The 22,611-nt window shown below is 60.7% G+C and carries 16 protein-coding genes; 8 read left to right on the top strand and 8 right to left on the bottom strand.

What is annotated here, in order from left to right; translation table 11 throughout:
- Window positions 1-391: 391 nt before the first annotated feature.
- The 6 genes from QEO92_RS05710 (at window position 392) to QEO92_RS05685 (ending at window position 5,082) form a co-directional block, all read left to right on the top strand.
- The gene (locus QEO92_RS05710; RefSeq protein WP_227702452.1) at window positions 392-832 is read left to right on the top strand and encodes a helix-turn-helix domain-containing protein; all 441 of its coding nucleotides are present in this window, start codon (window positions 392-394) and stop codon (window positions 830-832) included.
- Window positions 833-844: 12 nt separating this feature from the next.
- Window positions 845-2,656: a peptide antibiotic resistance protein gene (locus tag QEO92_RS05705; protein ID WP_227702451.1), complete on the top strand. Its 1,812-nt coding sequence runs from the start codon at window positions 845-847 to the stop codon at window positions 2,654-2,656.
- 29 nt (window positions 2,657-2,685) lie between these two features.
- Complete coding sequence (locus QEO92_RS05700) at window positions 2,686-2,904, top strand: hypothetical protein (protein WP_227702450.1); 219 nt, start codon at window positions 2,686-2,688, stop codon at window positions 2,902-2,904.
- Between the two features lie 18 nt (window positions 2,905-2,922).
- Window positions 2,923-4,074, top strand: a complete 1,152-nt coding sequence (locus QEO92_RS05695; protein WP_227702449.1) for a YcaO-like family protein — start codon at window positions 2,923-2,925, stop codon at window positions 4,072-4,074.
- Window positions 4,071-4,766: a TfuA-like protein gene (locus QEO92_RS05690; protein ID WP_227702448.1), complete on the top strand. Its 696-nt coding sequence runs from the start codon at window positions 4,071-4,073 to the stop codon at window positions 4,764-4,766. Before QEO92_RS05695 ends, QEO92_RS05690 begins: the two co-directional genes overlap by 4 nt.
- Window positions 4,767-4,854: 88 nt before the next feature.
- Window positions 4,855-5,082 (top strand): hypothetical protein, encoded by a 228-nt coding sequence (locus tag QEO92_RS05685; protein ID WP_227702447.1) that lies wholly within the window; start codon window positions 4,855-4,857, stop codon window positions 5,080-5,082.
- A 197-nt stretch (window positions 5,083-5,279) separates the two neighbouring features.
- On the opposite strand, the gene QEO92_RS05680 is transcribed toward QEO92_RS05685, so the two are convergent.
- The gene (locus QEO92_RS05680) at window positions 5,280-5,567 is read right to left on the bottom strand and encodes a hypothetical protein (protein ID WP_227702446.1); all 288 of its coding nucleotides are present in this window, start codon (window positions 5,565-5,567) and stop codon (window positions 5,280-5,282) included.
- A 703-nt stretch (window positions 5,568-6,270) separates the two neighbouring features.
- Here QEO92_RS05680 and QEO92_RS05675 point away from each other — a divergent pair.
- Window positions 6,271-6,522: a hypothetical protein gene (locus QEO92_RS05675; protein ID WP_227705270.1), complete on the top strand. Its 252-nt coding sequence runs from the start codon at window positions 6,271-6,273 to the stop codon at window positions 6,520-6,522.
- A gap of 287 nt (window positions 6,523-6,809) precedes the next feature.
- Here QEO92_RS05675 and QEO92_RS05670 read toward each other — a convergent pair whose 3' ends face one another.
- The 4 genes from QEO92_RS05670 to QEO92_RS05655 form a co-directional block, all read right to left on the bottom strand.
- A complete protein-coding gene (locus QEO92_RS05670; protein WP_037150806.1) occupies window positions 6,810-7,424 on the bottom strand; it encodes a biliverdin-producing heme oxygenase in 615 nt (204 codons plus the stop codon).
- Between the two features lie 22 nt (window positions 7,425-7,446).
- Window positions 7,447-10,014, bottom strand: coding sequence for a TonB-dependent receptor domain-containing protein (locus tag QEO92_RS05665; protein ID WP_227702445.1), 2,568 nt, complete (start codon window positions 10,012-10,014; stop codon window positions 7,447-7,449).
- A 138-nt stretch (window positions 10,015-10,152) separates the two neighbouring features.
- Window positions 10,153-11,085 (bottom strand): FecR family protein, encoded by a 933-nt coding sequence (locus QEO92_RS05660; protein ID WP_227702444.1) that lies wholly within the window; start codon window positions 11,083-11,085, stop codon window positions 10,153-10,155.
- Window positions 11,078-11,608 carry an RNA polymerase sigma factor gene (locus QEO92_RS05655; RefSeq protein ID WP_052182839.1) on the bottom strand — a complete coding sequence of 177 codons (531 nt, stop codon included), beginning with the start codon at window positions 11,606-11,608 and terminating at the stop codon, window positions 11,078-11,080. Before QEO92_RS05655 ends, QEO92_RS05660 begins: the two co-directional genes overlap by 8 nt.
- Window positions 11,609-12,099: 491 nt before the next feature.
- Between QEO92_RS05655 and QEO92_RS05650 the strand changes: the two genes are divergently transcribed.
- Entirely contained in the window at window positions 12,100-12,885 is a 786-nt protein-coding gene (locus tag QEO92_RS05650; protein WP_037150801.1) for a metallophosphoesterase family protein, read from the top strand.
- A 13-nt stretch (window positions 12,886-12,898) separates the two neighbouring features.
- Here the strand turns inward: QEO92_RS05650 and QEO92_RS05645 are convergent, their stop codons facing one another.
- The 3 genes from QEO92_RS05645 to QEO92_RS05635 form a co-directional block, all read right to left on the bottom strand.
- On the bottom strand, window positions 12,899-13,681 hold the full coding sequence (locus tag QEO92_RS05645) for an SDR family oxidoreductase (protein ID WP_037150799.1): 783 nt from the start codon (window positions 13,679-13,681) through the stop codon (window positions 12,899-12,901).
- A gap of 32 nt (window positions 13,682-13,713) precedes the next feature.
- The gene (locus QEO92_RS05640) at window positions 13,714-15,072 is read right to left on the bottom strand and encodes an aminotransferase class I/II-fold pyridoxal phosphate-dependent enzyme (RefSeq protein ID WP_227705095.1); all 1,359 of its coding nucleotides are present in this window, start codon (window positions 15,070-15,072) and stop codon (window positions 13,714-13,716) included.
- 71 nt (window positions 15,073-15,143) lie between these two features.
- On the bottom strand, window positions 15,144-22,592 hold the full coding sequence (locus QEO92_RS05635) for a type I polyketide synthase (RefSeq protein ID WP_227702443.1): 7,449 nt from the start codon (window positions 22,590-22,592) through the stop codon (window positions 15,144-15,146).
- Window positions 22,593-22,611: the final 19 nt, after the last annotated feature.

The following is a 22,611-nucleotide window of genomic DNA, read 5'->3' as shown; positions in this document are numbered from 1 at the left end:
GCTCCTCCGCCTTGCCTCCCACCAAAGCCGAATTTCCTTTAAAATTGCGGGCATCACGGGGATCGCTACGACCGCCAACATCAACCAATCCATCTTCGTCATCAAACCGGTCTCCAACGGAGGATTTAAACACTCTGGGAGGGTATGACCGAAATGACTGAGGGGGAGTTCCGGCCGCGAGAAAATCAGGGCGGCTTTATTCAAAACATTGATATATTTGCCTTTATCGCCAGGAGATATTGCCCTCAAGCACGCTCGACGTCCCCGGAAGCTCACGAGACCGGCTATTCCAGTTGCTCAGGCGCCAGGCACAAGCCATGGAACCTCCAGTAATAGTTGCATGAAGGTGACGTTTGTATCACTCTTGTGATCGCGACGGAGGGCTGCAGTGATGGATCAGAAAAAACCAAATCCCATTGACATTCATGTTGGATCACGGATCCGGCTCAGGCGCACGATGCTGAAGATCTCTCAAGAGAGACTGGCCGATGGACTGGGGATCACTTTTCAGCAGGTGCAGAAATACGAAAAGGGAAGCAATCGGGTCGGCGCCAGTCGCCTCCAGAACATTGCAACCTTATTGGATGTGCCCGTCAGCTATTTCTTCGCGGACGCCCCGAATGGTTCGCCGCTGGTCGACGGGAAACCCGTGATGCAAGAGGAAGACGCGGTGACCGCGTTCCTGATGAGCCGCGAGGGGATGGAGCTCAATATCGCCTTTCAAAGGGTGGCAAGTGCGAAGCTGCGCCAGAACATTGTTCAGCTGGTCAAATCGTTGGGGCGCCCCCAAGAACTGGATCGCGACCGCGCGGATTCAGACGCGACGCGTTGACGGATCGTTCCGGTGCTCCGGCTTGTAACTTTTGGCGGCCTTTGGCTTGCCGACGACGAACGAGGGACAGTCCCGCTACCGCAAAAGGCGTTGTTTGCCGTTGTCTATATGCTGGCCAGCCGTGAGTTCGAACTGCCTCGTGATCATCTCGCGAGACTGCTTTGGGCAGGCGACCAGGGTGCCGCGAAGATCAACCTCCGCAAGATGATCGAGCGTGTCCGCAAATGCGCCGCGGAGGGCTGGCCCATTCCTCTGGATTTCACGGCATCGACTGTACGCCTGTCGGCAGAAGCCATTGACCCGGACTTTTCCGTCTTTTCCGCTGATCTTGAACCGCTGCGGCGATTAACCGTGATATCGAAATTGATGAGGCATCAATTTCTAGACGAGGCGAACTTACCCGTCGGACTAAAGTCATGGGTTGGGAAGCAACAGTCGGCCCAGTGGGAGCACTTCAGGGTGGCGTTCTTCGATGCGCAAGCCGCGGCGGCATTCCGGTCGCATTGGGCCAGCGTCAAGGATAGTGCCAAACAACTACTTGAGCGCTATCCGGATGATACCGCTGTTCGCGAGGTGCTGCTTCGGGCGCATCGTCACGATGAGCGAACCGGATCCTTGACACGCGCTACACGCCAGACCGAATTCCAGTTGTCCGCAGAAGTTGCCGTCGCCCCTTCGACACTGATAGAACTTCCCCGGCTGGTTTTGCTTCCTCCCCAGGAAGCTCAGGAAAACTCCGCTTATCCCGCCCGGGCACTGATGGAAGACATCACGATAAGCCTGTGCGCCTTAAGGACGGTCGCGGTCGTTGCCCCTTATACGGCTGCCCGCATTCGGCAGGATGCGGACAAGATCACGCAGTTGGAGAGACATTCCATCTCCTATGTGATCGATACGAGCATCAGTGGCGAGGGTCTCTTTCTACAGATGATCTTCCTGCCATCCGACAGTGTATTGTGGGCAGAGCGTTTTCGCCTCAAACCCGGCTCACTTGCTTCACATCGCAAGCAAATTGCGCAGATGATCGTCAATGCAATCAGCAATCATCTTCAGCGCACCGAACCGGTGCTCGCCGACTTCCGCGCTCACCCCGACGTCTACCGTTCCTATCTTGCAGGCGCACAGCATCTCAACAGGTTCACACTCCCCGACCTGCGCCGGGCCAGAAATGCCTTCAGGGGAACGCTGAAAGCGCGCGCGGATTTCGCGCCAGCTTTGGCGGGCCTGTCGCGTACCTATTCCTGGGAATGGGTGTTGACGGCTCAAGGGGAGAGAGAACTGCTGGTTAAAGCAGAAGAGGTCGCCCAAAAGGCAATCGCACTTCAGCCGGAATTGGCATCGGCGCATCGAGAACTTGGGCTATCAAAGCTCTACCTTGGCGATGTCGACGGCAGTCTGGAGGCATTCGATCGGGCGGAAGGACTGAGCCCGCATCTCGCCGACGCAATCTGCGGGTACGCCGATGCCCTGGTTCATGCATCGAAGCCCGCCGACGGTTTGGCCAAGATCGGCAAGGCTATCCGTCTCAATCCCATCTGCCCTGACGACTACTTCTGGATTGCGGCCGGCGCCAGCTATTTCCTGGGCGAATTTCGTCAGGCGATCAGCTATATTGATCGAATGGGCGACTCCTCGTCGGCCCGCCGATTGCTTGCGGCAAGTTACGCGATGGCGGGTGATGCCGCAAAAGCGCGTATCCATCGGCGCAAGGCTCAGGCGCTCAATCCTCAGTTCGATCTCCACACATGGCTTTCCGTGCTTCCGGTGAAGGAGCAATGGCAAAAGGACCTTTATCGCGAGGGCTTACTTAAAGCTGGATTTTAACTTTAATACCAAACCTAAGGGGGTAAGAGATGGCAAGAGTGGTGATAATCGGACTGCCCGGAGACGATCAGCTCTATGTCGCGGACATCGACGCGGGAACCGTTCAGCCTATGCAGCCGCCGGCTTCCGGACCGCTGGCCTCGGCAAACGATCTTCGAAATGTCGGAGCGACGATCGTCAAGGACGTCAATCTGGCCGTTGCGGTCTCCTCTTCCGAACAGGCTTTCTCCGGCGTCTTCGACGGCTAGGTGGCAGGTGCGTCAGCAATGGAGCGCGCCTACCCTCCCGACGAGACCTATGAGCGGGTGCGTCCTTTTCTGAAGACGCTGGGAATCACCCGCATAGGCCGGCAGACCGGACTTGATCATATCGGCATTCCGGTCTGGTGTGCCTACACGCCGAACGCCAAGTCGATCGTTGTTGCCCAAGGCAAAGGGCTTACCGATGCCGACGCGAGAACATCGGCGGTCATGGAGGCGATCGAACGGGCTGTCGCGTGCGATCCGTTCCTGGCCCGCAACGATACATGCGCGTCAGCTCTATCGGATGCCGGCGAGCGGGTAGATCTCCTCGTTCCGCTGATCGCCAAAGGCCGGCCCCTTCCCCATCAGACCGACAACATGACATTTGCTCCGGGAGAGGATCTACTGAGCCATGGCCGGGTCTTCGTCCCGGTGGAAGCCGTGTCGCTTGACCGGACGCTGTCGAACTGCCGCTACTGGCAGTCTTCGGATGGCCTTGCATCGGGCAATACCCGTGACGAGGCGATTCTTCACGGTCTTCTTGAGCGTATCGAACGCGATGCCCATGTCTTGTGGCAGGTTCTTCCTGAACCGAAGCAGCACTTAAGATGTCTGGCACCTGACGCATTTGACGACGAGAATGTAAGCTCCCTTGCCACAAGGATCGAAGATGCAGGTGTCATGCTGCGCATGTTCGACATGACAAGCGATGTTGGCATACCGTGCATCGGTGCCTTTCTTGCGGCCAAAACCGCGCTCGCGTCCCCGGCGCCGCGTTATATTGACGTGACTTTCGGCTGCGGTGCCCATCCATCTCCCGAGCGGGCAGCCATTCGGGCCTTGACGGAAGCCGCGCAATCTCGTGTCACCTATATCAGCGGCGCGCGCGATGATGTGTTTCATGAGACATATCGACGATCGCTGCCGGAGCGGTTGCACAGGCTATTCGATGCCGATCCTATAGGCCGTCTGCCCTCGCCCGGCCCGCAGACGCTTCCAGGGATCCTGACGAGTTTGAAGGGGGCGGGTGTAACCCAAGCGGTCGCCGTACAGTTGAGCGCACCGGCATTGCCGTTTGCGGTCGTCAAGGTTCTGGTGCCTGGACTGGAAAATCCGCAGGGAGAGCGACGACAAAGATTTGGCAACAGGGCGATGGCAGCGTCGTTTACATCATGAAAGTCATCTTCGTCGGCCCAAGCCTTCCGGACGCAAGGCGTTTCGTTGCGGAGGATATGATCATAAGACCACCCGCGACGCAGGGCGATGTCCGGCTGGCTGTCGATGAGGGTGCACGAGCCATCGGATTGATCGATGGCGCTTTCGAATATGTTGCCCCCGTCTGGCACAAGGAAATCCTTTATGGCCTCTCGAAAGGTGTGGCGATCTTTGGGGCAGCAAGCATGGGCGCCTTGCGGGCCGCTGAGTGCCACACCTTCGGAATGACCGGCATTGGAGAAATCTTCAAAGCCTACGCCGCTGAAACTCTGGTCGACGATGCGGATGTCGCGCTGCTGCATGGACCGGAAGAGCTTGGATATGTTGCCATCACCATTCCCATGGTCAACGTGGACGCGACCCTCGCCCGATGTTGCGCGGACGGTCTTGTTTCGGATCGGGAGGCGCGGTGGCTCAAAGAAATCGCCCGTTCCTTGTTCTTCAAGGTCCGCAGTTGGAACACGATCGTGAGAAACTGCCCGCAAATCCGCAGCACTCGCACCGAAGAATTGTTGCGAATTCTGAACAATAACTATGTCGATCAGAAGAAGGCAGACGCCATAGCCTTGATTGAAGCTCTGCGTCGGAGTGATGGACGTTCGCCACCTCCGTCGTTCGTCTTCAACCAAACATCTCTTTGGAGTGATGGCTGACGTCATCAGCCATGCGTTGTGTCACGCTGATGTCACGCCCATCGCCCCCAAATCGTTTTATGCTGGGGCCTCAGTCGAGGTGTGATGCATGGAATGTCTGGATTTCGAAGGCGTTGACAGGAAAGCAGAACTCGTCGCTTTGGCGAGGCTGGTGATTTACGCGCGAGAGACCGCAAAGGGTCTCAAATCAATCGAGGTGGAGGCAGGGCTTTCCGTGACGCTCGAAGCGATCACCAGGGAGCTCACGGCCGACATGGATATAGACTTGGGGGCGATCGAGCGATCATCCAAGACGCCGGGCCAAACTTACCAATGATAGGAAAAGGTGCAGAATGGGGCGGCACGAAGGGCTCGACAAGCGGCATTGAAAGAGCCTGCCGAGCCCTCGCCGCAGTGGGGGTAACCGCTCGGGGGGCGGCCTGCGGCAGTGGAACTGTCACGGCCGTGGGCTTCGTCCAGTTCAGAGCGCAAATTAAGCGAGCTGTGGATAAATTTCTACCGCGGCGAGTAGATTCACTGGGCCAATCTCTCCAGCCGGGCAATCTCATCAGCGCACCGAATGAGCACGACAGCAAGCAGCTCCGGCGGAATCCTGTCAAGGTTGGCGAGGAGTTTCGGGAGATCAGCCGTAAGGTCGTGCGTCAACGGCACGACATTGGTGGAGATAGCCAACCGTTCGCGCTGATCGTCAATGGTTGTTGCTGCCCGTTCAATGAGACGCTGGGCTTCCAACCGAGACACCAGATGGATCTGGTTAGCCGCAGCAAAGAGTTCACGGACAAAGTCGGACGAAACTGGCATGAATGGAAGACTATCAGACGTAGCTTCGGTTGAGGAGCGTCGAACGGCCGTTAGGGTTTCAACGTTTTACAAGCAAGGGACCACCAGAGGCCGGCGAGTTCATCCTCAAGGCGCGCGCCTTGAGGGGACGTGAGATGGTGTTGTTGCCCCTTCCTGTCTAGCCGGGCCCCGGGGCATTCGCCAGCCCCGCGTTTGGGAATGGATTGAAGATCGCCGCTGCCCACGGTCACTCTACCGCAGCTCAACTTTTCCCCGCGGTGGATGCCAGGCGTATTCCTTTGATGGACATTGGATCATAGGAACGCTCGTGGAGGGTGGCCTCGGAGAAGCTATGCGACCGAACTTTTCGCAAGATACCTCATCAGAGTTTCAGCGCAGTTTGAGACTCATCCTTTTCGGATTGCTCGCCATTCTACTCTCGGTGATAGTATACGGCAGCGGTCTTGCAGCCAGGTCCCAGTGCATCGTCAAGGGCAAAGTAGCCAGCGAGAACGGCGAACGCTTCTATCACTCGCCATGGCAGCAACATTCTGAGCGGTTCCATTTCGATCCATGGCGTGCGGAACAAGGGTATTGCACGCCATCGGAGACTCACGCCGCGGGTTGGCGACCGGCAAATGCGTGAGTACCTATGCGCTTGATGCCGGCTGCCGCGTAGACCTCGACTTAGCGAAATACCCGCATCGATATGAGATGACGGGCCATGACGAACCCTGATCCGCCGTATCGTCGCCATCGCTTTCCTGCTGCGATCATCGCACGCAATGCGGATCTATTTACCCTTCCCTCTGAGCCTGCGGATGGTCGAGGAGTCTCTCCGTTCTGCACGAGGATTGTATTTTCCCCAGATATTCGACGTCATAGAGGTGCATCAAAAACCGGTTTTGCGATTCAACAGCGTATTGTTACTTCGGATTTGCCGAAATTTGAGGGAGTTTACGATGGCACAAACTGAAACTACCCGCCTGCAACATGCCCGGCGAACCGCACGCGACGTAAGCGATATGACGGATCGGGAGTGAGTGCAGCTTCAGCCTTTTCGGCCGATGCCCCGTCGCTAGTCGACGTTTCAAGGGCAGTGACGTCAGTTTTCGTGCTAATCCGGTAAAAACCAAGCCGGGGCCTGATTTCACTTGCCCATGCCGCATCACTCCATGACTGTGCTGCAAAAAGCCAACAAACCCTGGAAGACGCGCCTCCGAGAAAATTTTGTCGAATCAATGCGAATTCGCCACCGGCCATTCAGTGCCTCAGCGACCGGATTGGATCACTCAAAATCTGCTCCACCAGCACATGCACGCGGCGGAAAGCCGCTTTAGCGGCCTCGGCCATTTCCATTTCATCAGCATCGGAAAGATCGAGCGCGTTGAGGGCCGAAACAAAGGTACGCCAATGCAGACCACGCCCGCTCGGATGCGGCGCGAGGTGACGGGCGCCGAATTCCACCGACAGGTCGAGCCTTGCCGCCTCCTTCAGAAGGAAAGCCGCGCCGAGGTTGGAGCCCTCGGCAACGTAGAGCCAGCCAAGCGCAGCTGATACCGTCTGAAGCGGAGCCGTGACGCGCGAAACCGCCGGCATCGTGCCACGGATATCGGCGATATCCTGGCGGAGAAGCGAAAGCCGCGCACGGCTGGCAAGATCCGGTAGCAGTCGGTTGAGCCGCGGGTCGTTGTAGTGCGGATCGACATCTGCGTGGAAATGATGCTGGACGTCCAGGAACAGCGCATAGCGCTCACGGTCTTCAAATGGGTTCGCCGCTATGATGCGCTTGTCGAGGCGCTCATGCGTGGCGGCAGTAAGGGCCTTGAGGCGCTGGGCCCGACTCGGGGTTGCAGGGGTTTCAAGTTCGATCTGCATGGTTTTCCTTGTGTCTGGATTGTCAGAACTTGGCGGTCAGCATGGCCCGGATCGTCCGACCCGGCGCGGGGTTCCAGCCGTCGAGAGCGTCGATGTAATAACGGTCCGTCAGATTCTCGGCCTGGAGATCGAAGGTGAGGTTGTCGGTGATCTTATAGGTCGCGAAGGCATCGACGACCGTATAGGGCACCCACATGCCCGTATACATGCGCGCGCCCGGCGTGACCGGCGAGAGACGATCCCCGGCCTGGGTGGCGCGGATGCCGGCTGTCAACTTGTCATCGAAGAGCCGTGTGCCGATCGTCAGCCGCTTCATGATCTCGGGCGGCATGTGGTTCGCCGCATAGTCCATGTCGACCGTCGTGTCGGCGCAAGTGGAGGACGTGCGGCAGAACGCGTAGTCGGAATAGTAAGTGAGCATTCCCTCGACGAACAGGAATCCGACGTCATAGGACACGGATGCCTCGATGCCGGAGAAGCGCGCTTTCTTGAGGTTGTCGAAGGTAAAGACCGGCTGGCCGGGACCCGCATTCGACGACACGCGTGAGATGTAGTCGAAGTAGTTATTATCGAAATAGGCAAGCTTGATCCGTGCCGAATCGTCAGCCGTGAAAATCCCGTCCCGGCTATAGTTGATCCCGATCTCCCAGTTCTTGGCGATCTCCGGCTTCAGATAGGGGTTCTCGATGACATTACCGTCATTGCCCATCGTCTCACGCATGGTCGGCGGGCGCATGCCTTCCGCATAAAGCGCGTAGAGCTCAAACCCGTCGATGGGCTCGATGACCACGCTGATGGCGGGATTGAGGCGACCGCCGTCTCGCTCGCGCACGCCCGTTCGCGAGGTGACGCCGTCGTCTTCCAGCCGGTAATGGTCGTAACGCAGACCGGCATTGAACTTCAGCCAATCCGTTACCTGCCACTCACCTTGCGTAAAGGCGCTGGCGATCGCGCGACTGCCGACGCTCGGGTTCATCAGCACGCCGATGTCGGTCGCGTAGCCGCGGCTGCGGTAAGGCCGCGAATCGATATCTTCTACCAGGTAGGAGACACCATAATTGACGTTGAACTTGCCATGGGCGGTATCGAACGTGCTCGCGTTGGAAATGTCGCCACCATAGGTATGCGTCATGGCATAGCGCGGATCGTCGCCCGGTGGGCGGGTCTCCGGCGTGATCCACGGCGGCAGGTAGAATGCGAGGCCGGTCGAGATGTTGGTCTGGTCGACGATGCTCATCCAGGCATTGACCTTGAGGTCGACCATGTCGTTCGGATTGTAGCGGTAGCGGGCGGTGAAGGTGTCGGTGACCACATCGGAAAGGGCTGCCTGTCGGAAGGTCTGATCCTGAGTGAAGAGCAGCGATGGCAGCGCCTCGCCGAACGTGCTCTCATAGCGCACATAGCCGAGTTCGAGGCTCTGGTCGTCGTCGAGACGCAGCGTGCCCTTGGCCAGGAAGGACGTCGATTCGGCCGACGTATTGAACACCTCCTCGCCCGGCTTCGTATAGGAGAGCGGATAGTCGCGACCATTGAAATGGTAGGTCGTGGGACCGTCGGAACCGGCGAAATAGTTGCCGCGGTAGCGGCGTGCGGCGGCGATGATGAAATCGAAATTGTCCTGCACGGTGGCGAGCGCCACGCTGCCCGAACCGTTCTTGAAATCGAAGAAATCAGCGGGCTCCGTCTGCTGCATCATGGAGTTGATGGTGAAATCGGAGGTCGTGTTGTCCTGCGCGCCGATCCGGATGCGGCCGCCGTACCGTTTGCCGTCCTCGACAATGTCGGTGGCGCTCAGCGTGCGAATGCCGACAACGCCGCCGTTGACCCCGGCACCGGCTGCCCCGCCCGAAGGCCCCTTGGAAATGGCAACGCCGCCGATCAGGTCCGGATCGATGTAGGTGCGGTCGTCGACACCGGCGTAACCGCGCCAGGTCGTGGTCGTCTGCTGCGTGCCGTCGATCGCAACACGGACGCGGTTCTGCCCCTGCAGGCCGCGGATATTGACGTTGACTGCGCCGCCATTGTGGTTGTTGGCGGAAATGACGCCTGGTGTGTTCTTGAAGATATCGCCGGAGGTGGAACCGCGAAAACGCGCGATCTGCTCGGACGAGATATAGCTGGTCGAACCGGCCGTTTCATAGGGCTTGTCGGCGGGATTATCACCCCCATTGTGAAGCACGATCGGTGCGAGCGTCGTATCGCCGCCGCCGGGCGCCGCCGCACCCGCGCCCGCGGCCAGTGTAACGGTGTTGCCGCTGCTGAACCGGTACGAGACGCCGGTGCCGGAAAGCAGTTTCGCCAGTGCTGCGGCAGGAGCCAGCGATCCGGTGGCGCCGCCCGTCACCTTTCCCGCCGTGATCTCGCTGCGATAGATAAGGCGCAGGTCGGTCTGACGCCCGAGGGCGAGAAGTGCTGTCTCTAGTGACCCGGCGGGAATGGAGACGGCCATCGCCTGCGACGGCATGCTTGGCGGCACAGCCTGTTGCGCGACTGCTGGCAGTATGCCGCCAAGCAAGGATACACCGGCAAGCGCAACCGTGACAGGCCGCCACAATATCGACCCAGCCGGACCAATTTTGACTAAACTCATTTCCACCCCCTGCACTCAAAGCAACATCCGCTCTCACCGCGGTCCTGATGCCTACGAGCAAAGGAAGGCCTCGCCTCCTGAGGTCGATTCTCAAAAAAATGATTTTTCTACTCAGATTTTTTCTGACAGGCGCTCTAGTCAGCGCGAACGCACGAGCGTGACCCAGCCCGCAAGCCGCGTGATACGGATCGGCAGGCTCTGCTCCAGTACCCGAAGGACCTGGTCGATATTGCCCGCGCCGAACACGCCGCTGACCCTAAGTCCCGACGCCCGGTCATCGAGCACGACGATGCGGCCACGGTGATAACGGTCGAGTTCGGCCAGCACCTCGCCGAGCGGCTGCCCGGAGAAGACGAGCTTTCCGCTGCGCCAGCTCGTCAGGCCGGCGACATCGCCGGTGCGCGTCCTCAGGCGGCCATGGTCGTCGAGCTCGGCCATGCCGCCCGCCTCCAGCACTGCGCGCTGCGATCCGAAAGTGACCGCCACATGCCCCTCTTCGACCATTACTTCGTCATGCCTGCCGACCTTGACTGCATAGTGAGTGCCAAGCGCGATCGCCTCGGTTCGCTCACCACTAACGACGAAGGGCCGCGCCGGATTCGGCGCCACATCGAAAAAGGCCTCGCCTCGCAGGAGAATGATTTGCCGCCGCGCCTGGTCATATTTCACCTGGATGGCGCTATCGGTATTGAGGGTGACAATCGATCCGTCGTCAAGAGCGAACCGCCCGATCATACCCACCGGAGTATGGAAGTCGGAACGATACCGGTCGATGACACCGGTTTCATCGGCCATGTAGCCAAGACAGCCCAAAAAAAGGAGCCCGGCGACGCCCGCGCCCGCAACGCGCCTGCCGCGATGGGGAGCGACGGATTTCGGCACCTGAGCGAGATCGCGCCAGAGGATGCTCATTTCTTTGAAGGCGGCTGCATGAGCCAGATCTTTCGCCTTCCAGTGCGCGAAACGCCGGCGATCTTCGTCCGTCGCGTCGCGCGAACTCAACCGGGCGACCCAGCCAGCCGCCTCTTCGGCAATAGTCTTCTCCCGTTCCTCGTCCGACATATCAGCCATGCACGCCCTTCTGGCAAGCCGGCAGAGCTGCCTGACGGGCCTGACGGCACGCCATCAGCGCGCGGATGATATGTTTTTCGACCATGTTTCGGGAGACGCCGAGCTTTTCGGCGATCTCGCCATTGGAGAGCCCCTCCAGTCGGCTCAGCACGAAAACGACGCGGCACTTCGGCGGCAGCGCCAGGATCGTCTCGATCAATAAGGCCAGTTGCTGACGCGCAGCGACCACCCGCTCGGGGCTTGGCGCATCATCGGCAACTTGTGTCTGGTCTAAGTCTTCGCTGAATAGCGCACTGTCGCGCATCAACCGCGCGGTGACACCGTGGGCGACGGACTTCGCCACCTGGAAGAGGTAGGCATGCGGATTGCGCAGGTCCTCCTTTGGCGCTGCCGTTAGCAACCGCAGAAACGTCTCCTGTGTCGCATCCGCTGCATCCTCCCTGTTGCGCAGGCGCCGTAGAAAGAACCGCCGCAACCTACCCTCCTCAGTCTGCTGCAACTGCTCGACAAGACTGATATCCAAACCTCAAACCCCAAGGCGGCACGAAAAAATTGATTGGAACTGCGCTTAGATCCCCTCAAAAAGTAATTCAATGTCAATGATTTGGAATGAATCAAAGCTAACGCAAGAAAGATGACTTTAATAGTCATCTTTTTGTGCAAAATCAGCAGGTTGTCCGCTCAGCCAGCCAATAGGCGGGCAAATGTCGCTTCCTTCAATATGCAAGTGCCGTTGCATATTGGCAACGTTTCGCTCCGGCGCGAAGAATGTCTCATGTCATCTACCAATGGGTTGAAACCGGCATTTACGAAGTCGCGGGCCAGTTCGATGCCCTGCGCCTGTGACAGCGTGGAATGGTGAACTCCGGGGCCGTTTGCGATTGCTCCAAGGCTCGGGCGCATCCTCGCTTCACGGCATGATTGACGCTGTCACCAACATTAATGTTAAGACTCCTTTAGGCAGCTATTCCCATTGTCGGATTCATTTCTTTTAGAGGCTCGGCGGCAGCGCGCATGCGCAAATTCATTGACTGGTTTTCGAGGCGCGGCGCTGAGAGCCCCAGCTCCCCCAAACGCCGCCGGATCGACCTCGGTTCGACTTCGCCCAGCTATCCGATCTATGTCATCGGCGACGTTCACGGCTGCGTCGACGAGCTGAAGGCGGCCGAAACGCGGATCGCAGCGGATATGAAGGCAACGAAACGCACCGGGCTCGTCATCCTGCTTGGCGATTATGTCGATCGGGGGCCAAGCTCGCGCCATGTCCTTGAACATCTCATCAGGCCCAGCGAACTCGGCCTGAAAAGGCTCCCGCTATGTGGCAATCACGACGACATCTTCGCCAAATTCCTCAAGGAGCCGGAGCTCTATTCGGAATGGCTGAGGCTGGGGGGAGAACAGACCCTGATCTCCTATGGGATCGATCTTCATCACCTGACTGCCCGCGCACGAGGCCGCAGCGCGAAACTGAGCGACCACTTGGTGGAAGCAGTTCCGGCATCGCATAGGCAATTTCTAGCCGACCTGCCGGTCTGCCTGGGAATCGGCGAACTGCTTTTCGTTCACGCCGGAATAAGGCCCGGCATCCCGCTCCACGAACAGCATGACGAGGATATGCTCTGGATCCGTGAACCGTTCCTCACAGAAGGGCCTCGGCTTCCGCTTCTCGTCATCCATGGTCACACACCAAAACCTGATCTCGATCTCGGGCCGGGGCGGATCGGCATCGACACCGGCGCCTATTACACCGGCAAGCTCACCATCCTGAAAATAGACGAAGGGCGCGCCACGGTGCTCTGAGCAATGGCGGGCCCTATGCCGGTTTTCGCCGATACCACCACGTCACAAGCGGCTTGACGAGCGAGCCGAAGAGGCCGAGACCGGTGATCGAAAAGCCGAAGTAAAGCCTCGGCGTTCCCCGGTCGATCGCTCGCACGATGCGCCTCGCGACGTCCTTTGCGGGCCAGGGCGAAGCCTTGCCTATGAGGGCCTGCGCCTCAGGCGGACGTTTTTCCAGTTCCCGTTCGAGCTGCGGCGTGAACGTATCGGGGGGAAAGCAGATCGCGATACCGACGCCCGATCCGGAGGCTTCCATGGCAAGCGCCTCGGCAAAACCCGTCAGCGCCGATTTGGAGGCGCAATAGGCCGTGTAGCCGTAGATGCCGATGAGACCCGCGCCGGAGGACACGATCATGATGCGGCCGCGGCCGCACGCCTTCATGCCCGGATAGACGGCCCGGACGGCATTGGCCACACCGAGGAGATTGGTCGTCACCTGTTCGGCGAAGGTGCTGCCCGAGAGCTTTTCGAAGACCTCAGGTTCAACGACACCCGCTGCCGCGACCAGGATGTCGCAGGGTCCGAAATCGGTCTCCGCCGCTGCAATCGCGGCGGAAAGTGCGGCATCGCAACCGACGTCGGTCGCGACGACACGGATATCCGCCTGCACGTCTCCCGGCAGGAGAAGGTCCCGGCGGGCCTCCTCCAGCTTTGCAGGATCGCGGGCGATAAGCGTCAGCCGCGCACCGCGGGCCGCATAAAGCCTTGCGACCTCCAGACCGATCCCACTCGATCCGCCGGTGACGATGACATGCATTTGATCCCGCTCGTCCGGAATTGGCGTTAGGTTCAGGATTTGCCGGCCGCCTGCAGCAACGGCGCAAGCTGCATCACCTTGTCCATGTCCAGTGAAGCTAGGCCGAAATTGCGATCCTGTAAATCTTTGAGCTTGCGGGCCGTGACCTCCACGGAATGACGGATCTGCTCTTCCGTATGGTTGCAGGTGATGAAAAAACGCAGCCTCGCCATACCTTCCGGCACCGCCGGATGGATGATCGGCAGGACGTTGATTCCCTCATCCAGCAGATCGTTGGAAAGCTGCACGGCGCGCAGCGAATCGCCCACGATCACCGGCACAACGGAAAAGCCGACGCTCAGGCCCGTGTCGAGGCCCGCCGCCCTGGCGCATTCGAGGAAGAGCGCGCCGTTGCGGTGCAGCCTTTCGGTCCGCTCCGGCTCGCTGCGCAGTATATCGAGGCCCGAACGCGCCGCGGCCGCCAGGACGGGCGCCAGGCCGACGCTGTAGACGAACCCACCGGCCTCCGCCTTCAGGATATCGACAAGAGCCTGGGAGCCGGCGATATAACCGCCGCAGCTCGAGGTCGTCTTGGAAAGCGTTCCCATCCAGATGTCGACATCGCTCGGGTCGACGCCGAAATGCTCGAACGTGCCGCGACCGCTCTTGCCCAGCACGCCGAGCGCATGGGCCTCGTCCAGCATCAGCCAGAAGCCGTAGCGAGAGCGCAGTTCCAGAAGCGCCGGCAGGTCGGCGATATCGCCGTCCATGGAGTAGACGCCTTCGACGATCACCAATATCCGCCGGAAATCGGCAGACAGCGTCCGCAAGACTGATTCCAGATTGGCGATATCGTTATGCCGGAAAAGCCGCCGGGTCGCCCCGGACTGCTTGATGCCCGCAAGCGCGCTGTTGTGGATGAACTCGTCATGGATGACGAGATCCTGCGGTCCCATGAGACAGCTTATCGCAGCAACATTGGTAAGATATCCGCTGACGAAGCAGACGGCGGCATCGACGCCGTAGACCGAAGCCAGGTCCTGTTCGAGTTCGGTATGAACCGGCCGTTCACCGGCGACGAGCCGGCTCGCCGAAGCGGAAATGCCGAACCGGTCGATCGCCGCCTTCGCCCTCTCCTTCGTTTGTGGATCGGTATTGGTCGCGAGATAGTCATAGGAGGCGAAGTTGATGAACTGCCGCCCGCCCATGGCCGTCGTCGCACCGGCCGCCCCGTCGTGGGAGCGGTAGAAGGGATTGGCAACCCCCGTCAGGTCGCCGGCCATGCGCTGAAGCTGGACACGCTGATATTCCGGCAATTCATCGAAACGCAGGGCCTGGCGTACCGGAGGCTGAGACTGCCGGCTGAGCCGCGCGGCCCGGTTGCGCCCGGACGATTCGCTTGCCTGACGCATCTTGTCCAACAGACCGCGTTTTCCCTCAACGCCGAGCCCTGAGGAAATTTCGTCGTCCGGACCTTCGTTCTTCACTGCGTCGCTGCTTTCTGCTCTCGGGAAACCGAATGGCTCTTCACAAGCCTGTCGACCACCTCGCTCTGGGCGGGGGCCGAATCCTCGGTCTCATCGTTGTGCTTCGACACGCGCTCACGCAGGCGCGTGACGACATCGCCGACGGTCGTATCGTCGCCGACGCCGCTTAAAGGAATATCGAATCCTGTCTTCTGTTGGAAGCCCATGCCGAGTTCCATCGCCATCAGGCTGTCGAGACCGATCTCCTTCAGGACCTTTTCCGGCGTGATGGTATCTTCCGCCACGCGCAGGATCGCGGCGATCTCGGCCGCCACCAGATTGTGAAGGATCTGCTGCGCCTCCTCAGCCGATTTGCCGTGGATCATTTCCTCCAGATCGATCGTATCACCGTCGGCCACGGCGCTGTTGCTGCCGGCCTGGCGGATGATCGTCTCGAAGATCGCGCCCCTGGCGATCGGCAGCATGCGAACAGCGCTCCAATCGACTTCCGCGATCATCACGGCGGCCGCATCGGTGCTGCCGGTATCGGCGACCATGTAACGCTCGACCTGTTCCAATGCTTCGCGCGCCTTCATCGCCGTCTTGCCGATGCGCTTGGCAAGTATCTCGTTAACTTCGGCGTTGCGGGCAAGGAAGCCCGTGTCGGCGATCGCACCGAAGCCGACCGCCAACGCCGGAAAGCCGGCGGCACGGCGCGCGCGGGCCAGGCCTTCGAGGTAACCATTGGCGATGACATAGTTCGCCTGGCCCGGATTGCCGATCATCGTGGTAGCGGACGAGAAGAGCAGGAAGAGTTCGAGATCGTCCCCGGCGGTCAGGCGGTGCAGCACCTCGGCTCCCCTCACCTTCACATCCACGACCGGCTTGTTGCGCTCGGGCGTCAGGTTGGCGAGAAGCGCGTCGTCGAGCACCATCGCGGCGTGGACGATGCCCTTCACGGGACCTTCGGACCGCAGGAGTTCCAGAAGCGAAGCAGTCGCGGCCTCGTCGGTAATGTCGCAGGCGTACACGGTCGCATTGACGCCCTTCTTCTGCCATGCGGCGATTGCCGCCTGCGTCTCGGCGTCCGCGACCCCGCGGCGCGAGCAGAGCGCGATACGGAGCGCACCTTTTGCGACCAGCCAATCCGCAGCCACGAGGCCGAACCCACCGATGCCGCCGGCGACCAGGAACACGCCGTCGCCTGAGAAGCGCAGCGGCTTGCCCGGCGCGGCGAGAACCTTGTCCCTGCCGATTGCCGGCGGCCGGACCACGATCTTGCCGATATGACCGGCATTCTGCATCAGGCGGAAGGCGCTGCCGATCTCGTCATGGGCGAAAGCGCGATAGGGCAGCGGCGTCAGCTTGCCGTCGGCAAACAGGCGCCCGATCTCGGCAAAAATCTTGCCGGTGACCTTCGGCAAATTGACCAGAAGCTGGTCCGCATCGATGCCGAAATAGCTGATATTGCGGCGGAAGGGTCTGAGCCCGATCTTGCGGTCGGAATAATAGTCGCGCTTGCCGAGTTCGAGGAAGCGACCGAACGGCTTCACCAGTTCGATGCTGCGTTCCATGGCCTCCGAAAAGAGCGAGTTGAGCACCAGGTCAACGCCCTCGCCATTGGTGACGCCGCGCACGCGGGAAACGAAGTCGAGCGATCGCGAATCGAAGATATGATCGGCGCCCAGCGCTTCGAGGAATCGGCGTTTCTCGACGGTGCCGGCAGTGGCGATGACGGTCGCCCCCTTCAGCTTGGCGATCTGCAGCGCCGCAAGGCCAACGCCGCCGGCGGCGCCATGAATGAGGATCGTCTCACCCCTCTCGATATGGCCGAGATGGACCATGGCGTAATAGGCCGTCAGGAAGGTGACCGGCACTGTTGCAGCGGCGCAGAAGCCCATCCGGTCCGGGAATTTCGTGACACCGTCGCGGCGGACCCGGACATGGGTCGAGAAGGCAGCCGGCGCAATCCCCATGACCCGGTCGCCCGGGGCAAGATCGGTCACCGCCGAGCCCACTTCAACGACGCGTCCGGCCAGTTCCATGCCGATCGTCGCGCCGGCGAAGCCGTCTTCCAGCGCCTCTTCCGGCAGGAGGCCCATGGCCCACATCACGTCGCGGAAGTTGAGGCCGGTCGCCTCGACCGCAATCACCACCTCGTGCTTGTCCGGTACCGGAAGATCGCATGCCTCCCAGGCGATGCTGTCGACGCGGCCCCCAACGAACTGACGGATGGTCGCCGCCGGATAATCGGAACGCATGACGTCGGAAGACGGGAACGGGCCGGCAGCGGCGCGGACTTCCCGAACGCGGTCATCCACCATCATCCATTCGCGATTGGTCGTGGATGCAGCAAATATCTCTGCGGGAAGTGACGATGCGGTGATCTCGTCGGTTTCGGCATCCAGCAGGTGGACATCGAAGGCGTCGTATTCGTTCTGCAGAACGCGGGCGAACGTCCACAAGCCGGCATTGGCCCCGTCCGTCCTGTCGCCGGCAAGCGGCGAACCGCCCGGTGCGACGATCAGAAGCGTCGGCCTGACAGCCGCCGTCCCGATATTGCGGGGATATGTCGACAGCGTTTCCGCCAGAAGACCCAGCCTGCGCAAGCGGTCCTGCGCAAGCGCCGAGGCCTCGTGAGGCCCCGTGCGCTCCGCAACATAGACCAGCCGGAGCGTCTGGCCTTCCCGGCGCGCGAAGGCATCGGCAAGCGCGGCCTCGTCGGCGTCGATATCGACGGCCTCGATCGCGTCGGTGGCGGCGATCCTGCGATCGGCTTCGGAAAGCATGAGGATCGGAGTGGCGGCTTCGTTTGCGACATCTTCCCGCGGCAATGCTGCCGATGTCGCCGTCGCCAGGATAAGCGCGCCTTCCGGGTAGGCCCGTTCCTCTGCATGCGGCCTTTCGAAGCCGAGGGTGGCGATCAGGTCTTCCACCTGACGCGAAGCCCCAAGCCGGCCGATCGGGAATTCCGAAGACTGGCTGCTTTCGAACCAGCCTTCCGATTGGCCGAATGCGAAGTCGTTGAAGGCGGACGGCGCACGGTCGGCAAACAACAAGCCAGCGCCTTTCGCGGACGCCAGCCGGATCGCCGCACGGATTTCCTCATCGCTCGCCAGAAGCCTCTGGCTCTCTGTGCCCGCAGCAATCACCAGGTCGACAGCCGGCTGTTCGCCAAGCTTCTCGATCTCGGGAAGAACGACATGCACGTCATGTTCGAAGGCGATTTCGAGGGTCCGGCGCACGCCTTCGCGAGGCTCGGCGATGATCAGCATCGCCCCCTTTTCCGCAGCGATCGCCGCCAGGCGGCGACTGAACGCCACGGAGGTCGTTCCGGCTTCCAGGATGGAGCGAACCGCGTCATTCCGTTCGGCAAGAGCCGCTTCAACCGCTTCGACCACGGCGGAAAGGCGTCGTTCAGCGAGCGGCGAATGCACCAGCACGTGGTCGAGCATCGCCTCGCTGGTCGTCTCTGCCTTTGCGACGCTTTCATCGCTACCGCGCAGAGAGGCGATGGAGAGACGTGCGAGCGCATCCCGATAGGCGTTGTTGACAAGCACCGCTTCCGCGACGCGGCCGGCATCTTCGCGATAGATCTCCTGCAGGATCTCGCTCACCGGCGGCAGGGTGAATTCCCGCGGGATATGCCATTCGCCTTCATCCGCCGTGGCAATGCCCGCGTCTTCCAGAACGAACAGGCAATTGGTCAGGAAGGAGCGGAACTCCGCATCTCCCGGCAGACGGCGAGTGGAAATAACGCCTCTGTTGTCCGCGAGCATGGCCGCGATCTCGTGACAGGCCCGGTAAATGGCCGCATCCAGAAGCAGCGTCGCATTGTTGGACGACTGGCCCCGTGCCGACCCGAACACGGTGGCGAGGCCGGGCCGGTCTCCGCTTTCCGATGCGAACAGCGTCGACGGAACGGACTCATAGTGAAACGCGACAGAGGCCAAGGTGTGATGACGGCGGAGCGACGTGCGGCGGAAGCGGCAATCGTCGAAGGTTGCGACGACGTTTCCTTCCGCGTCGAACATCCAGAACCGGACCTTGAGGGAAAATCCGCTGAACCGCTCGATCTCGATCATTGCCCTGGTGATCGGACTGCCCTTGCCGACAACACAGATCGAGCCGAAGCGCACCGGAATGTAGGGCGCGCCCGCCTCATTGCCGGAAAGCTGATCGAATAGAGCAACCAGGCCATGGAAAGCGGCATCGACCGAGAACGGGTTCAGATTGTATTCGACGAAGGGGTGGGCCGGCGCCTCCGCCGGCTTCAGGTCCACCTCGACAAAGGTGCGGCCATAGGCCGTCGCCCTGGAGAGAAGCTGGAAGCGAGGGCCATACTGGAGACCGAAACGCTCAGCCGTCTCATAGGCTTCGCCGGAGGTCACGACCGTACCCTGTCCGCCTTGCGGCAGTTCCATCGGCACGCCGTTCTCGCCGTCGACGGGGCGGCGCGTGCGTGCGACCGCATGCACCGTCCAATCGTCACTGCTCAACCGCTCGCGCGAACGGATCTCGATATAACCGGTCTCCGGCGACAACATGGTCGACAGTTCGGCCACCCGGTCCTGTCGCAGTTCCAGCGGCCGGACGATCTCCAGATTGGAGATTTCGACTTCGTCTGTGCCGTGATAGCGCTGTGCCGCCGTGACGGCGATCTCGATAAAACCGCTGCCCGGCAGGATGGCGCGCGAATCCACCACATGCTCGGCAAGGTCCGGGAAAAGCCGCGCATCGATATGATTCTTCCAATGCGGAGCATTGGGGTCGCTCCGCCAGCCGAGCAGCGTGTAGGGTTTTCTGTTGTTGCGCCCGAAAACGTCGATTTCGTCGGTTGTCGGCGGGCTTTTCAGCTCGATCGGCTCGAACGGCAGGCTCGGCAGATCGACGGAGGCGTTGCGCTTGCCGCTGTGGCGTGACAGGAGCGGCGAAGCACCGTGGGCGACCGCGCGCGCGAAGGATTGCGCGACCGGGTCCCGGCCCGGCATCGGCGCCTCGCGCTGCAGCGTCGCGGTGACGACGGCCTGGACGGACTGATGCTTGGCGATATCGCTCAGATAGTTCGACAGGATCGGGCGCGGCGAAATCTCGATGAAGAGGTTGCAGCCCATCTCCATCGCCACCTGGGCGGCCGCCTTGAACAGAACCGGTTCGCGGACATTGTGCCACCAGTATTCGGCATCCAGCCCGCGACCATCCTGAATTTCACCGGTCACAGTCGAGATATAGGCGCAGGTCCCCGTTTCCGGCTCGATCTGCGGCAGGTCGGCGAGGAAAGCGTCCCTGGCCTCATCGATGATCGGATGATGGAACGGATAGTTGATGTCGAGGACGTGGGCGACGATCTGTGCCTTGCGGGCCGCATCGCGGAATGCATGGATCTGTTCGGTCGGACCGGAAATCGTTACCGAATTCGGCGCATTGATCGCCGCAATGCAAATATTGTCGAGGCCCTGCGATTTCGCAAAGGCGCGTGCGGCCTCCTCGTTCAGGACGACCGCCGCCATCTTGCCCTGGCCGGCGAAAATATCCTGATACTTGGAGCGCTTGGCAACGATCGCGACCGCCTCGGCAGCGGTCAGGGCCTTGGCCGCATAGGCAGCTGCAATCTCGCCCACAGAGTGACCGAAAACCGCGTCCGGTCGAACGCCGAGCGCGACCAGGCAATCCGAGAGCGCGGCCTGGACCGCGAACAGCATGGGCTGGGCGATCTTGGTATCGCCAAGTCGAAGCGCAAGATCCGACGCATCGAGGAGGTCGGTGAGCTTTTCCCCGAGGTGATATTCGAAGAGAGCGCTGAAGGATTGGAAACACTGCCGGAAATGCCGGCTTTCCCGGTAAGCCTCGACGCCCATGCCCGCCCATTGAGCACCATTGCCGGAAAAGACGAAGGCGATTTTCGCGCTCTGGGCCGGCGCCTCGCCGCGCTCACCCTGTGAGGCCTCGCCAGCAAGGTGAGCCTCGATCGCCGTCAGCACGCCTTCGCTGTCCCTGGCCTCGACGGCGAAGCGATGGCGCAGGATCTCCCTGTTGGCGGCCGTGGCGCTGATGATGCGGCGCGCCTGCTCGGGCTTGGACATGGAAAGACACGTCTTGTAGTCTTCGAGGAGCCTCGACAGCGCCGAAACGGTGTGGGCGCTCGCGACAAACAAAGAGCCTTCCGTTTTCGGCGAATCGAGAGGCGCCAGCCGCTCCGGATCGCTGATCACGACATGCGCATTTGTTCCGCCGAAACCGAACGAATTGACACCGGCGAAGCGGGCCTCCTTGGCCGGCAGCAGTTTCACCGCTGACGTGTTGACCCGCACGTTCAGGCTATCGAAATCGATGTCCTCGTTGACCTTTTCGATATGCAGCGAGGCCGGCAGGAAATTTTCCTCAAGCGCGATCATCGCCTTCAGAAGGCCGAACAGGCCAGATGCCGGCTCGGTATGGCCGATATTCGTTTTGATCGACCCGATCGGAACCGGTGCACGGCGGTTTTGCCCGATCACCGTACCGATCGCCCAGACTTCAGCCGGGTCGCCAACACGCGTGCCCGTGCCATGGCCTTCGATAAAGGCGAGACGGTTCACATCGATCGCATTGTTCTCGTAGATCGAATGCAGGAGCGCTGCCTGGGCTTCACGGGACGGCAGGCTGATAAAGTTCGTGCGGCCGGAGGAATTGACGGCAACCGCATGCAGACGCGCATAACTGCGATCCTGTTCACGCCGCGCCCTGTCGGACCGGCGCAGTACGATCGCGACACCACCTTCCGACCGTACATAACCATGACCATTGGTGTCGTAGGCACGGCAGAGCCCTTCCGGCGACAGCATGCGCGCCTGGGCAAAGCCCACGAAGGACAGCGGGTGGACGAGCAGATTGACGCCGCCGACGATGGCCGTATCGATCTCCCCCTTTTCAAGGGCAGCGGCGGCCTGATCGAGAGCAACGAGCGAGGAGGAACAGGCCGTGTCGATCGTCATGCTCGGCCCCTTGAGACCGAAGACATGCGAGATGCGGTTGGAGACGATCGACAGCGTATTGCCGGTCATGAAATACGGACTGCCGGAGGCAGGATCTTCCGAGATCAGGTTGCCGGCTTCCAGGCTGGAAGCCCCGATATAGACGCCGACACGCTCTTCCGAGAGCTTGCTCCAGGGCAGGTTCGCGTCTTCCAGCGCCTGCCAGACCAGGTTGAGAAGAACACGCTGCTGCGGGTCCATCTGCATCGCTTCGCGTTGCGACAGACCGAAAACTGCCGGATCGAAGGCGTAGATATCGTCGAGAACGCCGGCGGCAAAGGTATAGGTCTTTCCGAGAACGCCCTGGGCCGGGTGCCAGTAGCGGGCACATTCCCAACGATCATCGGGAATCCGAGTGATTGTGCAGCGCCCCTCACTCAGAACCTTCTGTAGCTCCTGTACAGAATTTGCGCCTGGGGCAACGCAGGCCCTGCCGATGATTTCGATCGTCATGGTCACTCGGTGTTCGTCA

The sequence above is a fragment of the Neorhizobium petrolearium genome (genome assembly GCF_029854435.1).
Taxonomy (GTDB): Bacteria; Pseudomonadota; Alphaproteobacteria; order Rhizobiales; family Rhizobiaceae; genus Neorhizobium; species Neorhizobium petrolearium.
This window is presented reverse-complemented; position numbering and strand designations above follow the sequence as displayed.